Raw genomic sequence first — 13,753 nt, 5'->3', positions numbered from 1 at the left:
ATTCCCAATGCCTTTGTGGTGGGCTACGGCCTCGACTTCGGCGAGAAATACCGCAACCTGAAAGACATCTGCGTCCTCGACAGCGTGGAACCATAGGCCTTGATCCGGAAGACGCTCACCGCCGGCGACCTCGAAGCGATTCCTGATGGCGGGGAGGTCATCCTCCCGCGTTCGAGTCTGATCACTCCCCTGGCGCGCGATGAGGCCGCCCGGCGAAAGATCCGCATCCGTTTTGCCGAGGCAGAAGAAGATATCCCCAAGCCTTCGCCCAAGCACACGGTGGCGATCGGTTCCGATCACGCCGGTTTCGAGCTGAAGGAAGCTCTGAAGCCCTACCTGCTCGAATGGGGTTACGGAGTGATCGACGTGGGAACCGATTCAACGACGGCCGTAGATTACCCTGACTTCGCGCAGGCCGTTGCCGAAAAGGTGAGCGCTGGTGAGGCGTGGCGAGGAATTGTTGCCGACGCCGCCGGCATCGGCTCGGCCATTGCCGCGAATAAAGTTCCGGGAGCGCGAGCAGCCCTGTGCTATGATAAAGCGAGCGCGCGCAACAGTCGGGAACACAACGACGCCAATGTCCTCACCCTCGGCGCTCGCATGATTCCCGTCGAGCTAGCCCGCGAAATCGTCTTCCTTTGGCTGGAGACGCCGTTCGCCGCCGGCCGCCACCAGAAACGTATTGAAAAAATTACGGCCATGGAAGCGCGCTGGCGGAAAGACAGCCCCAAAGGATAGAGCTCAAGTGGACGCTCGCCAGATGGAACAACTGGTTCAAGCCATCACCCAGGAAATCCTCGCTTATCTCGGGACTTCCTCCGGGACGGATTTGCGCGGGCTTGAAATTGACGATCTGATCTGCCCGGGCTGCAACCAGTCCTGCGCCGAGAAGTGCGTCAACAAGACCAAGCGCATTGTCGAGGCGGGCGCCTGTCGCATCTCCTGCGGGGACGAGATCCGGGAGGTTGCTACCGACCTTGCCGGACTGATTGACCACACCCTGCTCAAGCCGGAAGCTTCGCGCCAGGATATTTTGCGCATCTGCGAAGAGGCCAGGCGGTTCCGTTTTGCTTCCGTGGTGGTGAATCCGTGGTACGTGCCGCTCGTGGCGGAGAGGTTGCGCGGCACGCCGGTCAAGGTTTGCACCGTCGTCGGGTTCCCCCTGGGCGCGACCTTGCCTCAGGTGAAGCTGTATGAAACAGAAGAGGTGATCAAGCTCGGCGCGCAGGAGATTGACATGGTGGTCAACGTGGGCGCGCTCAAGTCCGGCGAACTCGACGTGGTCGAGCAAGACATTCGCGGGGTGGTCGAGGCCTGCCACCGGGCGGGGTGCATCGCCAAGGTGATTTTGGAAATGGCGTTGCTCACGGTGGCGGAGAAGGTGCGCGGCTGCGTTGCGGCGCGCGAGGCTGGCGCCGACTTTGTCAAGACCTCGACCGGGTTCGGCCCGGGAGGCGCCACCGCCGAAGATGTGGCCCTCATGCGCGCCATCGTCGGCCGCGAGATTGGCGTGAAGGCCGCCGGCGGCGTGCGCACTTACGAGGATTTGCAGAAAATGGTCTGTGCCGGAGCCACCCGCATCGGCGCCAGCGCCAGCGTCAAGATTTTGGAGGAAGCGGGCGCGGCCAAACCCAACTAGTCTCGTTCCGGCCAACTGGGCCTGGTGGAATCTGCGAGAGGGTTCCCTCTGTTCAGCCCAGCGGCTTCCCCCGCTGGGTCAGGCTCAGCCAGCAAGGGCCGCCCTTTGAGCCTTTTGGCAAATATTCCTGACCCAACATGGGCCTGAACAACATGGCAAGCACGGAAAACAACATCATCGCTCTTGAGAGTCAAGCCGAAATCCTCCAGACCCTCGCCCAGATAGCTGAGCAATTGAATGCCACTCTCGATCTCGATGAAATTCTCCGTCGCGTCGCCGACCTCATCAAGAAGGTCATGGACTATGAGATTTTTGCCATCATGCTGGTCAACGAGCGGACGCAGAGGCTCCGCTTCCGGTTTGCCATCGGCCATCGTGAGGAGGTCGTCAAGAATTGGCAGGTACCTCTGGGGCAGGGGATCACGGGCACGGCCGCGCTGACCCGCCAGGCGGTGCTGGTGCCGGACGTCACCCTGGACCCTCGCTACATCAACGCGCTTGATTCCGTCCGGTCGGAGCTGGCCATCCCCTTGCTCTTGAAAGGGCGGTGCATTGGCGTGCTTGACATCCAGAGCGTTCGCCTGAACTACTTCACGGAAGAGCAGCGAAACATCCTGAGTCTTCTGGCGAGCCGGATCGCGATCGCCATCGAAAACGCCCGGCTCTATCGCAAGGCAGTGCGGCAGGCGCGGACGCTCAGCGTGTTGAACGAAATCAGCCGGGAGATCAGCTCCATCCTGAACCTGGAAGAGTTGCTCAAGAAGGTTGCCGACCTCTTGAAGCGCCTGGTGGACTACTATTACTTTTCGATTCTGTTGTGGGATGAGCGCGACCAGGTGCTGCGTCACCGCATTTCAGTCAAGCGGGACGAACAGCTTCGAGACAAGCGGGAACGCCCGCTGGGGCAGGGAATTGTGGGCATCACTGCCGCCACGCGCCAGCCCATCAGCGTGCCGGACGTCCACAAGGACCCGCGGTACATTGCTGTTAATCCGGAGACAAATTCGGAGATGGCGATTCCGCTGGTGCTCAAAGACAGGCTCATCGGAGTCATGGATCTGGAAAGTCCGGAGAAGGACGCGTTTACGGAAGATCACCGGAACACGCTCATGACTCTGGCCGGACAACTGGCGGTGGCGATCGAAAACGCCCGGCTCTACGAAAAGGTGGCGCGCGACGAGGCGCGGTTGGAACGGGACCTGGAGATGGCGCGCGAAATGCAGTCGGCCTTGCTTCCTCAGACGCCTCCTTCGGTCCGTGGCCTCCATGTGGGAGTGGGGTATGAGCCGGCACGGACGCTGGGTGGCGATCTCTATGATTTCCTGGAGTACCCGGACGGCGCCCTGGGCATCGCGGTCGGAGACGTCAGCGGGAAAGGCACGGCTGCGGCATTGAGCGGAGCTCAGGCGATCGGTATTCTGCGCAGCCTGGGCCGTCGCCGTTACGCCCCGCATGAAATGCTCCGGCTGATGAATGATGCCCTTTGCCGGAAGAAGATCGAGGCTCACTTCATCAGCCTTTGCTATGCGGTCTGGGATCCGCGCCGCCGGGAGCTAAGGCTTTCCAACGCCGGCTTGCCTTACCCTTTGATCTACCAGCGGGGCAAGGTCGAACACATCCGGGTGGCCGGGGTGCCGCTTGGGTTGATGGATGCTACCCAATACGAAGAGCGGGCGATGAAGCTCTTTCCGGGGGACGTGGTGGTGATTTATTCCGACGGCGTGGTGGAAAGCACCAACCGGCGCCGGGGCGAGTTTGGTCAGGATCGGCTGAAGCGGATCATCGCGGAGAACAGGCGGCTCGGCGCCGGCAAGGTAGCGGAAATGATCCTCGCCAGCGTGGGGCGCTTTGCCCGGCGAGTGATGCCACAAGACGATCGCGCCCTCGTCGTGCTGAAACATTTTAAAGAGTAGAGCGCCCGGCCAAAGACGTGCTTTCTTATCCCTCCTTCCATTACCGGCAGAACCTCTTGTGCTGCGAAGGGGTGCCGGTCCCCAAGATCACAAGAGAAACGGGAACACCGGCGTACGTTTACTCCGCGTCGGCGATGGAAAGCGCCTACCGACGGCTGCACTCGGCGCTCGAAGGCGTGCCGCACAAGATTTGCTACTCCGTGAAAAGCAATTCCAATCAGAGCGTGTTGCGGCTCTTTGCCCGCCTCGGGGCGGGGTTCGATGTTGTCTCCGGCGGGGAACTCTACCGGCTCCGCCGGATTGGCGTTGGCGGCGAGCGCATTGTCTTTTCCGGCGTGGGAAAGACGCCGGAGGAGATTATCGAGGCGTTGCGTCATCGAGTGCTTCTCCTCAACGTTGAGTCGGAAGCGGAGCTGCAAGAGGTGGCGCGCCAAGCTCGGCGCCTGCGCATCCGGGCTCGGGTAGGAATCCGCGTAAATCCTGACGTCGAAGCGACCACCCACCCGCATATCTCCACCGGGACTCGTGCCCACAAATTTGGCATTCCCTGGCAAGCGGTGCCGAGGATTTGCCGGGCGATCTCGGGCAACCGCTGGATTCGCCCCTGCGGCCTCAGTTTCCACATCGGTTCCCAAATTCTCGCGCTCGATCCATTCCGGCGCGCGTTGCGGCGCATGCGAGCGTTGTTCGAGGAGCTGTGCCCCGGCGCATTCTCGCTTCAATATCTCGATGTCGGAGGTGGGCTCGGCATTCCATATGGTTCGGAAAAACCTCCCGCCATCGAAGCCTACGCAAGAGTTTTGCGCGAGGGGCTGGCGGGGATCGGTTGCCTTCTTCTTTTGGAGCCCGGAAGAATCTTGGTCGGGCCCGCCGGCATTCTGGTTACAAGCGCGCTCCTGACAAAAGAAAATCAGGGGAAGAGATTTGTTGTGGTCGATGCCGGGATGAATGATTTCCTGCGCCCGGCGCTCTACGGGGTGCCCCACCGCATCTTGCCCGTCCGGCGCTCCCGGCGGCAAGCCCGCCGGCAAGAAGGCAAGTTGGCAAGCGACGCCGAAGTAGTGGGGCCGGTTTGCGAGACGGGAGATTCCTTCGGGACTCACCGCGTAGGTGACGTCCAGCCGGGAGACCTGCTGGCCATTGCCGATACCGGTGCCTACGGCTTTTGCTTCTCTTCGAACTACAACTCACGCCTTCGGCCGGTCGAAGTTCTCGTCGAGGGAAGGCGCTTTCGCCGCATCCGGCGGCGGGAGAGTCGAGAGGACCTGATTCGCGGCGAGAGTTGAATCGAATGGGCTCATCCGGCCCTCCGGCGGGGTTGCCGGCTTTTCTCGCCGACTTCCGGATGGCGGCAAAGCCGCACCAGCCGAACGTCCGGCGGCCACGGGCTCGCTCATCGGCCGCCCCACTTCAACTTGCTGCGAAGCACTTCAAAATAGCCCCGTTCGGGAGGCCGGATCAGATGGATGACGCTGTCCGAACGGCTGACCGTGACGCGGTCTTCGCCGCGCACATCCACGCCAACCTGTCCGTCCACGGTCAGGTAGGCGACATCCTGCCCTGCCTTCACCACCACCTCCACCTGACAGGTGTCCGGAATGACCAGGGGACGATTCGTTAAAGTGTGAGGACAAATCGGGGTGATCACGAAAGCGTCCACCGCTGGAAACAGAATGGGCCCGCCGGCGGCCAGCGAATAAGCGGTGGAGCCGGTGGGCGTCGAAATAATGAGGCCGTCCCCTTTGAAGCGAGCGATGAATTCTCCGTCAATAGAAACGTCGAAATCCATAATGCGCGCCAGCGCCGCCTTGTTGAGCACAGCGTCATTCAGCGCCCGGTAGCGCGCAACTGACTGGCCATTGCGTTTGAGTTCGACCAACAACATTTTTCTCGTATCCAGGCTTTGCTTGCCGGCCAGGACAAGTTCGAGCAGCGGATACAAGTCCTCCAGGGTGACTCCGGTAAGAAACCCGAGGCTGCCGAGGTTGACCGCCAGGATAGGCGTGGGGCGTCCCGCCAGCAGTCGGGCCGTGGCCAGGAGCGTCCCATCGCCGCCGAGCACAATCATCAAGTCAGCGCCCTCCGGGATTTTCTCGCGCGGAGCGCCACTCTCCGGCGAACCGATGGCGGCGGCGGTTTCTCGGTCGTAAACGATCTCAACCGCGTGTTGTCTGAGCCAGCCAAGCAGCCCCGGGACGACTGCCTGCACGTCTTCTTTCTTCGGCTTGGAAATGATTCCGACGCGCCGGATGGCCATCGTAGTCAGGCATTCATCGTGAAGAACGCAACCCGCCTGCGGCCATCCGCCTCAGCAGCATGGCCCCAGGCGGGGCTGATTGTACTCTACTGTGGTTCCAACTATCTACCCGTGAAAGTTTGCTGAAGCTCCGCCGAACAGTTTGAACGATTTTCGATTTTCGCGTTTCGCATTTCGTTAGTTCCTTCTTGAGGCAAGAAATGCGGCCAGTTGGCGGAGTCTTTCGCCGCGCCGGCCGAAGTCACCGAGCTCTTCGCACGCCCGGCGAACCAGATCGGCGGCCACCTGCCTCGACCGTTCCAACCCGTGGACAGCCGGATAAGTGGCCTTGCGTTGCGATTGGTCTTTGCCGGCCGTTTTGCCCAGCGCTTGGCTCGATGACTCGACGTCCAGGATGTCGTCGATGATCTGAAAGGCGAGGCCGATGTTTTCGCCATAGCGCGAAAGATGCTCGAGCTTTGCTTCCTCGGCGCCGGCGCAGATGGCCCCCGTGCGCACCGCGGCGCGGATCATGGCGCCCGTTTTGGCCCGGTGGATGTAGTCCACCGCGGCGGCGTTGGCCGCTCCCGCCGTAGCTTCCAGATCCGCTACCTGCCCGCCCACCATCCCGTTGACCGTCCCGGCGGCATGCGCCACTTCTTCGATGATACGCGTGCGGCGGCTCGCCTCGATGGGGAGCTGGGCCAGGCGCTCAAAGGCCAGCGTGAGCAGCGCGTCTCCGGCCAGGATGGCGACCGCCTCGCCGAATTTCTTGTGAGAAGTCGGCAGGCCCCGCCGGACGTCGTCATTGTCAAGCGCTGGCAAATCATCGTGGATGAGCGAGTAGGTGTGGATGAATTCAAGCGCGCAGCCAAGCTCCGCCGCGCCGGGAGCGTTGTCGGAAATGGCCCCGGCGGCTTCAAGACACAGAATGGGGCGAATCCTCTTGCCGCCCGCCAGCACGCTGTAGCGCATGGCGCGATGGATGGCCGCCGGCGGCGTCTCCTCGGAAGGAAGCAAGCGTTCGAGGGCATCTTCGATGAGCAGGCGGTCTTGCTCGAAAATGGCGGGCAGCGTCATGCGGCAAGCTATCCTTTTTCCTGTTCGCGTTCCCGCTCAAAGGGAGTTCGGGCAAGGCTGCCGTCGGCTTTTCTGACCAGCATCTCCACTCGTTTTTCCGCTTCCTCGAGCTGCTTCTGGCAACTGCGGGAGAGTTGCACACCCTCCTCGAATAGCTTCATGGCCTCTTCGAGCGACAGGTTGCCGTTCTCGAGCTTCTTGACGATCTCCTCCAGGCGGCCAAGCGATTTCTCAAATTCGGGCTCGGAATCTTTTTTCAAGAGCGCCTCCAGTGCGTGTGCATTCCAGCGGGAGCGCATGCGCGCTCGAACTACCCGGGTTGCGAGGCCCGGGCGGGCTCCAAAACACTGAGGACTTCAAGAGAAGCGGTATAGCGCCCAAACGGCGCGCTCACCTGCACCCCTTCCACCATCTCCTTGAGCCGCAGCAAGGCCTCCTGAGCGATGCGGATTCCTTCCTGCCGCGCTTTTTCGCCGGAATCGGCTTTCCTCATGCGCTCCATGACATCCGCCGGGACAGAAACGCCGGGCACTTCGTTGTTCATGAACTCGGCGTTGCGGTAGCTGGTCAACGGCCAGAGCCCGGCAATCACCGGGATCCGGACGTGAGCGATTCGCTTCAAAAACGTCTCCAGCTTGGTCACGTCAAAAACCGGCTGCGTCACCGCGTATTGCGCGCCGGCGTCCACTTTCCACTCGTAGCGTCGGATTTCCTCCTCGAGGTTGATCGCCCCCGGGTTGGCGCCGCACCCGATCACGAATCCGGTCTGCGTGCCGATGGGGTTGCCGCCAAGGTCCATCCCGCGGTTCAGGTTGGCCACGATGTTGGTCAGCCCGATGGCGTCCACGTCGAACACCGCCGTGGCGTCGGGGTAGTTGCCGATTTTTGGCGGATCGCCGGTAATCACAATCAGATTGCGCAACCCCATCGCGTAAGCCCCGAGCAAATCCCCTTGCATGCTCAGGACATTTCGGTCGCGGCAGCAATAGTGCAACAGCGCTTCGATGCCTACTTTCTGCTGGATCATAATGGCCAGCGCCTGGGCGCTCATGCGGGCGCTCGCGCGAGGCCCATCGGGGATATTGACGCCGTCGATGTGATGCGCGGCAAGGAGGCGCGCTCCCTCCACTTCCTTCGTCGTATCGCAGCCGCGCGGCGGGACGATCTCAACCACGCGGATGAATTTTTTCTGGGCCAGCTTCTGGCCGAGGGCGGATCTTTGCTCCAGCGGGATGGGAGGCATCTGGCCTTGCGCTTCCGCCACCGCCTTCACCTGAACGCGCTGCGCCGGAGGCTGAAGCGCGCGCACCGCGTTGGCCATGGCCTTCAGATGCTCCGGGGTGGTGCCGCAGCAGCCGCCCACCAGCTTCACCCCGGCCTGGATGAAGCGTTTGGCGTAGGTGGCCATGTATTCGGGCGAGCAGAGATAGAGGTTGCGCCCTTCGACGCTTCGCGGCACGCCGGCGTTGGGCTGGGCGGCAAGCTTCCGGCCGGTAACTTTGGCCATGCGCTCGATGGCCTCGAGCATCGGGTGCGGGCCTACGCTGCAGTTCAGACCGATCACGTCCGCGCCCCATTCGTCCAGTTTCTGGGCGATCCACTCGGGGCTGGCGCCGTCGAGCGAGTTGCCGTCGTCGCCAATCGTCATCTGAGCGACCACCGGCAGATGGCACACTTCTCGAGCGGCGCGGAGAGCCTGTTGAATCTCCCGCAGGTCGTAGAAGGTTTCCAGGATGATGAAGTCCACGCCGCCGTCAACCAGCGCCTGGATCTGCTGCTTGAAGTTTTCCATGGCCTCGTCAAAGGAAGTCGGGCCGAGCGGCTCAATGCGGATGCCCATGGGGCCTACCGCCCCCGCCACCCAGAGCTGGTCGCCGGCGCATTCGCGGGCCAGTTGCGCCCCGGCCAGATTGATCTCGCGCATCTTCTCGCTCAGACCGTACTTCAGCAGGCGGACGGGATTGGCGCCAAATGTGTTTGTTTCGAGGACCTCGCAGCCGACCTTGCGGTAGCCGTTGTGGACATCCTTCACCAGGCTGGGCATGACCAGATTGAGCTCGTCAAAGCAACGGTTGATGAAGACACCCTTGGCATAGAGCATCGTGCCCATGGCGCCGTCGGCGAGGACGACGCGCTGGTCAAGCGTTTCGAGAAAACCTGCTCGCATGCCTTTCGCTCGAACTCATCCCTGGCATCTTGGACAATAGAAACTGGTCCGGCCGGCTTGTTTCAAGGCCCGAATGCGTCCGCGGCAGCGGCGGCAGGGTTGACCTTCGCGGCCGTAAACGCACACCAGTTCGTCCACCTCAGGAAACCACCAGCCCGCTTGCGTCCAGTCGGGCGGGCGGTCGCCAAAGCATTTTAGCGCAGTCCGCAGAGTGTCCACAATTGTCTTGTGCAGCCGGCGGACTTCTCCGGGGGTGAGCGTGCGAGCCCGGCGGGTGGGGCGGATGCCGGCGCGGAAAAGCGCCTCGGCGGTGTAGATGTTGCCCAGGCCGGCGATTCGCTTCTGGTCCATCAGCCAGGTCTTGACCGCAGCGCGGCTGGCCTCGAGCCCGCGGTCGAGAGCCTCGGCCGTGAAGGACGAGTGCAAAGGGTCGGGGCCCAGTGGCGGCAGAAACCCGTCCAGTTCGCGGCTGGGAACAATCCGGGCGCGGCCGAGATGGCGCGGCTCCACAAATGCCAGCGAGGTTCCGTCCTCGAACTCAAACAGGACATCCAGGTGAGCTCCGGCGGGAGGGCGCGAAGGAATCCAAAGAAACTGCCCGTCCAGCTTCAGGTGGAAAACAAGGGTGAGCGAATCAAGCCTGAACAGAATGTACTTGCCCCGGCGATCGACCGCTTGAACGGGCCGGCCAACCAGTCGCTCCGAAAAGCGCTTCGGGCGCTCCGGCCGGACAACGATTGGATGGATCACCCGGCAGTTCGCCATGGTGCGCCCTACCAACTGCGGACGCGCCATGCGCACGATGCTTTCAATCTCAGGAAGTTCCGGCAAGCCCGAACCGTACTCGTGTAACTCGGACTTTGTCAAGCTCGGTTGCAGCAGACATCCAATTGGGCCACCGAGCCCCCAGGCTCCTGCCTGGGGGATATCTTTTCCCATTGCGAATGTAGGTTGTGCCTCACTCCGACTGCCTCTTGGCGTCGCGCTCGCCCTGATTGCTTCGGGGCTTGCCGGCGCAGATGCACCGAACATGACCATCCTTTTGGGTCTGGCAATCGTTTTCTAGCTCTTCAGGAACGGTAGAATGGCTTTGAACTCGGCCGTGCCGCTCTGCCCCAGCAATTCGTAGAGCATCATCTCGGTTGAGCTGAGCAGCGCCCCGGCGCGTTCCATGCGGCGTAGGCCCACCTGCCAGTTCGACTCCGAACGAGACCCCACCGCATCGGATGCAACGTGCACCAGATAACCCTGCTCGAGGGCGCCGAGCGCCGTCTGGGCCACGCAGATGTGGCTTTCGATGCCCGTGAGCAGGATCGTGTTGGCGCGAGGAAAGCGGTCCTTCAGTCGCCGGCAGAAGAGGTCGTTTCCAAAGCAACCGAATTCGACTTTGTCCACCGGCTCGAGCCCCGAGGCCAGCGAGGCAATCTCCGGGATGGTTGCTCCCAGGCCTCTCTGGTATTGAGTGGTGAGCATGACCGGGAGGTCGAGGATCGAGGCGAGGCGCAGAAGCAGGCATATGTTGGACACGATCTCTTCTTTGCGGTGAATGGCGGGCACGAGCTTCTCCTGCATATCCACAACAAGAAGCAAGGATGAGTTGCCATCCAGTCGCCAGGGAGCCGGTTTCGAAGGAAGGTCAGATGCCGCCATGCGCATCTCCGACAGGCGCGAGCATCGGCGTAGGATTCTAGTCTCGTTCCAATGGAATGAGCCTATGCATTATACCTTTGCCGAGCCCCCAGGCGCATGTCCCGAGCCGCCACCCACCCACCTGCGCCGAGCCCCCAGGCACCTGCCTGGGGGATATGCCTGCGTCCTGCGGGCACTAAGGAAGCGTTCGCCTCACCGGAAATACAGTCCGTGTGAGAACCTCGCCACTCCTGCCGCAAGTTCATAATCCTCATGCGCTGAGCCCCCAGGCACCTGCCTGGGGGATATGCGAGGATCGAAGTCCACAAGGGAGGAGCGTCGGGGCTGCGAGAGGTTGTGGTCGCGCTTTCTTTGGGCTGGCGAGGTACCGCAGTACAATATCCGTGGGTGTACCGGCCGCAATACGAACAGTTTGAGATTAGGGTTGCGGGCGCCGGACCGGGAACGGTGCGGTTTGTGCGGGCGGTCGTGTTTCCCGCCGGCGATAGGATGGAGCTGTTTCTTTTTTCAGACGGCAAAGAGACGCTGGTGGTGGGAGTTTCCGGGTCGGGTCTCGACGAGCTGATTCGAGAGATGCACCGCCATCCCGGCCGCGAAGAGAAGATAGACCTGGCAGGACTTTTTCTCAAGGAGAGGATAGAAGCCGGTCGGCCGATGGCCCCCGAGGCATTGACGATGCGAGCCGGTGAATTGCGGGAAACAGCCCGCAAGCTGGGTCTGCTCGGATAGAAGCCCATGAACCTTCCGGAACGCTTCAACATCGCGGACTATTTCCTCGACCGCCATGTGAGAGAAGGGCGCGGCGGACGAGTCGCCGTTGAGACGGAGTTCGGGAGCTGGAGTTATGCGGATCTGGCCCAGCGCAGCGCCCGGGCCGGCGGACTTTTCCTCGGAATGGGAATCGAACCTGGAGACCGCATCCTCATTGCTTTGCCGGACAGCCAAGAATTTCTGTCCGCCTTCCTGGGCGCGGCTCGGATGGGAGCCGTGGCGGTGCCGATTAACCCCACGCTGAAGGCAGCCGAATTGGAGTTTCACCTGGGTGACTGCCGGGCGCGACTGGCGGTGGTTCATCGGGCAACGATGGGAGAGTTTGAAGCAGCACTGGCGCGGCATCGCGAGGCAAAGTTGCTGGTTGTGGGCGAAGGCGTGGCACGCGAGCACGACTTTGAGGGAAGGCTTGGGGAAGCCGATCGCATCGAGGCTTGCTGCCCGACGCGAGGCGAAGACGCCGCCTTCATTCTATACACCTCGGGAAGCGGGGGAACGCCGAAAGGCGCCGTCCACCGGCATCAGGACATGTGGGTAACAAGCGAAACGTTTGGGCGAGAAGTGCTGGAGATCGCGCCGTCGGATCGGAACTTCTCTGCTTCGAAGCTATTCTTTGCTTTCGGCCTGGGCAACTCCCTGACATTTCCGTTTGCCGTTGGGGCCACCACCATCCTCTGCCCGGAACGGCCACGGCCGGAGAAGATTGCCGGCATACTCGCAAGGTTTCGGCCAACCCTGTTCTTTGCCGTTCCGACCCTATACGCTGCGCTTTCCGCCGGCGAAATGCAGGCGAGGCATTTTGCTTCAGTGCGGCGGGCGGTATCAGCCGGCGAGACGCTGCCCGCTGAGGTGTTCGGCCGGTGTCGCGAACGGCTGGGTCTTGAAGTCCTGGACGGCATTGGATCCACCGAGATGCTCCATATGTTTATCTCGAGCCGCGCTGGAGAGGCAAGACCAGGGAGTTGCGGTCGAACCGTACGGGGATATGAGGCGCGAGTAGAAAACGAGGAAGGACGCGAAGTGCCGGCGCGGGAAATCGGCAATCTCCTGGTAAGCGGGGAAAGCGCGTTTTTGGGTTATTGGGGGAAACCGGTGCTCACCGCGCAAACGAAAACGGGCAAATGGGTGAGGACGGGCGACAAATTTTTTGTGGATGAGGAAGGCTGCTACCACTATTGCGGGCGGGTGGATGACATGATGAAGGTATCCGGCATGTGGGTGTCGCCGGGAGAAGTGGAAAATGCCTTGCTGGCGCATCCGGCGGTCGAGGAGGCGGCGGTGGTGGCGGCCCGCGACGGCTTGGGCTTCACTCATCCTGCCGCCTACGTTGTGCTCCGCGCCGGGTACGGACGGGGAACTGAGCTGAGCGAAGAGATCCTGCGCTTTGTAAAGAGTCGGCTGGCCGCGTTCAAGTGTCCGCGAAGCGTCGAGTTGTTGGACGAGCTTCCCAAAACAGCCACGGGCAAGATTCAGCGGTTCAAATTGCGGGGGCCGTGACAAAGCGCGCGATTCCTCCGCCAGACGGTTTCCAATCTCAGATTCCACGCTTCAGACCCTGGAGCTCAGGTCCGGCCGGCTGCCCCGGCCAGGGGAGGGAAGGGGAGATCGGGCAGGCCCAGGCGGCCCGCCCGGAAGACAAATTGGCTCTTTACAAGCCCACATTTCTCTATATATTGGATGGATGAGGTAGGCCACCATGCTTCTCTCCCTGGACCGGCAAAGCCCCTTGCCGCTCTTCGTTCAAATCCGAGACCAGATTCGCGACCAGATTGCTTCGGGGATCCTGCGGCAAGGCGAGCGCATTCCGCCGACGCGCGACCTGGCGACCCGCCTGGGCGTGCACCGGACAACCGTGGCCAATGCCTATGACGAACTGCAAGCCGAGGGCTGGATCGCCGGCCACGTGGGTCGTGGAACCTTCGTGACGGAAGCGGCCAAGCCGGCCGCGGGCAACGCCCGGAAGCCCGAGCAGGCGCGCGCCGGAGTGAATAACGGGCTGGCGTGGTCGAACCTCCTGGTTCCGGAGCCGGCTGAAGAGCCGCTGGAAAGCCTGATGCCGGAGGCGCCGCGCGGCACCCTTTCCTTCCTGGCCGCGAGACCATCCGAAGCTTTTTTTCCGGTCGAGGATTTTCGCCGGGCCTGCAACACCGTCCTGAAGCGGGAAGGACGGCGACTCTTGCAGCAGGGGCCGAGCGATGGCTATCCAGCGCTAAAAGAGTGGCTGCAGGAGTGGCTGCGTGAAGAAGGGATCTCTGTCCAATCAAATCAAATCCTGATCACCAACGGCTGCCAGCAGG

At 62.0% G+C, this 13,753-nt stretch carries 13 protein-coding genes; 7 read left to right on the top strand and 6 right to left on the bottom strand.

Features of this window, described 5'->3' with window-relative positions; all coding sequences use genetic code 11:
* The first annotated feature begins 99 nt into the window (after window positions 1–99).
* From rpiB to lysA, 4 genes are all read left to right on the top strand, one after another.
* A complete protein-coding gene (rpiB, locus tag VIH17_13470; protein HEY4684242.1) occupies window positions 100–738 on the top strand; it encodes a ribose 5-phosphate isomerase B in 639 nt (212 codons plus the stop codon).
* 7 nt (window positions 739–745) lie between these two features.
* Window positions 746–1,639, top strand: coding sequence for a deoxyribose-phosphate aldolase (gene deoC / locus VIH17_13465; GenBank protein HEY4684241.1), 894 nt, complete (start codon window positions 746–748; stop codon window positions 1,637–1,639).
* Between the two features lie 152 nt (window positions 1,640–1,791).
* Entirely contained in the window at window positions 1,792–3,552 is a 1,761-nt protein-coding gene (locus tag VIH17_13460; protein HEY4684240.1) for a SpoIIE family protein phosphatase, read from the top strand.
* A gap of 17 nt (window positions 3,553–3,569) precedes the next feature.
* Complete coding sequence (gene lysA / locus VIH17_13455) at window positions 3,570–4,838, top strand: diaminopimelate decarboxylase (protein ID HEY4684239.1); 1,269 nt, start codon at window positions 3,570–3,572, stop codon at window positions 4,836–4,838.
* A 107-nt stretch (window positions 4,839–4,945) separates the two neighbouring features.
* Here lysA and VIH17_13450 read toward each other — a convergent pair whose 3' ends face one another.
* The 6 genes from VIH17_13450 to VIH17_13425 all read right to left on the bottom strand — a co-directional run bounded on the left by VIH17_13450 (window position 4,946) and on the right by VIH17_13425 (window position 10,685).
* On the bottom strand, window positions 4,946–5,809 hold the full coding sequence (locus tag VIH17_13450; GenBank protein ID HEY4684238.1) for an NAD(+)/NADH kinase: 864 nt from the start codon (window positions 5,807–5,809) through the stop codon (window positions 4,946–4,948).
* Between the two features lie 177 nt (window positions 5,810–5,986).
* The gene (locus VIH17_13445) at window positions 5,987–6,868 is read right to left on the bottom strand and encodes a farnesyl diphosphate synthase (protein HEY4684237.1); all 882 of its coding nucleotides are present in this window, start codon (window positions 6,866–6,868) and stop codon (window positions 5,987–5,989) included.
* A gap of 8 nt (window positions 6,869–6,876) precedes the next feature.
* Window positions 6,877–7,128, bottom strand: coding sequence for an exodeoxyribonuclease VII small subunit (locus tag VIH17_13440; GenBank protein ID HEY4684236.1), 252 nt, complete (start codon window positions 7,126–7,128; stop codon window positions 6,877–6,879).
* 50 nt (window positions 7,129–7,178) lie between these two features.
* Window positions 7,179–9,035 (bottom strand): bifunctional homocysteine S-methyltransferase/methylenetetrahydrofolate reductase, encoded by a 1,857-nt coding sequence (locus tag VIH17_13435; protein ID HEY4684235.1) that lies wholly within the window; start codon window positions 9,033–9,035, stop codon window positions 7,179–7,181.
* A 15-nt stretch (window positions 9,036–9,050) separates the two neighbouring features.
* Window positions 9,051–9,902: a bifunctional DNA-formamidopyrimidine glycosylase/DNA-(apurinic or apyrimidinic site) lyase gene (gene mutM, locus VIH17_13430; GenBank protein HEY4684234.1), complete on the bottom strand. Its 852-nt coding sequence runs from the start codon at window positions 9,900–9,902 to the stop codon at window positions 9,051–9,053.
* 195 nt (window positions 9,903–10,097) lie between these two features.
* Window positions 10,098–10,685: a hydrolase gene (locus tag VIH17_13425; GenBank protein HEY4684233.1), complete on the bottom strand. Its 588-nt coding sequence runs from the start codon at window positions 10,683–10,685 to the stop codon at window positions 10,098–10,100.
* A 387-nt stretch (window positions 10,686–11,072) separates the two neighbouring features.
* On the opposite strand from VIH17_13425, the gene VIH17_13420 reads away from it, so the two are divergent.
* The 3 genes from VIH17_13420 to VIH17_13410 all read left to right on the top strand — a co-directional run.
* The gene (locus tag VIH17_13420; GenBank protein ID HEY4684232.1) at window positions 11,073–11,414 is read left to right on the top strand and encodes a hypothetical protein; all 342 of its coding nucleotides are present in this window, start codon (window positions 11,073–11,075) and stop codon (window positions 11,412–11,414) included.
* 6 nt (window positions 11,415–11,420) lie between these two features.
* Window positions 11,421–12,953 (top strand): benzoate-CoA ligase family protein, encoded by a 1,533-nt coding sequence (locus tag VIH17_13415; GenBank protein ID HEY4684231.1) that lies wholly within the window; start codon window positions 11,421–11,423, stop codon window positions 12,951–12,953.
* 199 nt (window positions 12,954–13,152) lie between these two features.
* Window positions 13,153–13,753 (top strand): GntR family transcriptional regulator (locus VIH17_13410; GenBank protein ID HEY4684230.1); only part of this gene is annotated, 601 nt, incomplete at its 3' end.

The organism is Candidatus Acidiferrales bacterium, from assembly GCA_036514995.1.
Lineage (GTDB): Bacteria > Acidobacteriota > Terriglobia > Acidiferrales > DATBWB01 > DATBWB01.
This window is presented reverse-complemented; position numbering and strand designations above follow the sequence as displayed.

Coding starts and splice junctions, on each gene's coding strand:
- VIH17_13460 (HEY4684240.1), top strand. CDS start 1,792: ATGGCAAGCACGGAAAACAACATCATCGCTCTTGAGAGTCAAGCCGAA.
- VIH17_13450 (HEY4684238.1), bottom strand. CDS start 5,809: ATGGCCATCCGGCGCGTCGGAATCATTTCCAAGCCGAAGAAAGAAGAC.
- VIH17_13445 (HEY4684237.1), bottom strand. CDS start 6,868: ATGACGCTGCCCGCCATTTTCGAGCAAGACCGCCTGCTCATCGAAGAT.
- VIH17_13435 (HEY4684235.1), bottom strand. CDS start 9,035: ATGCGAGCAGGTTTTCTCGAAACGCTTGACCAGCGCGTCGTCCTCGCC.
- VIH17_13425 (HEY4684233.1), bottom strand. CDS start 10,685: ATGGCGGCATCTGACCTTCCTTCGAAACCGGCTCCCTGGCGACTGGAT.
- VIH17_13415 (HEY4684231.1), top strand. CDS start 11,421: ATGAACCTTCCGGAACGCTTCAACATCGCGGACTATTTCCTCGACCGC.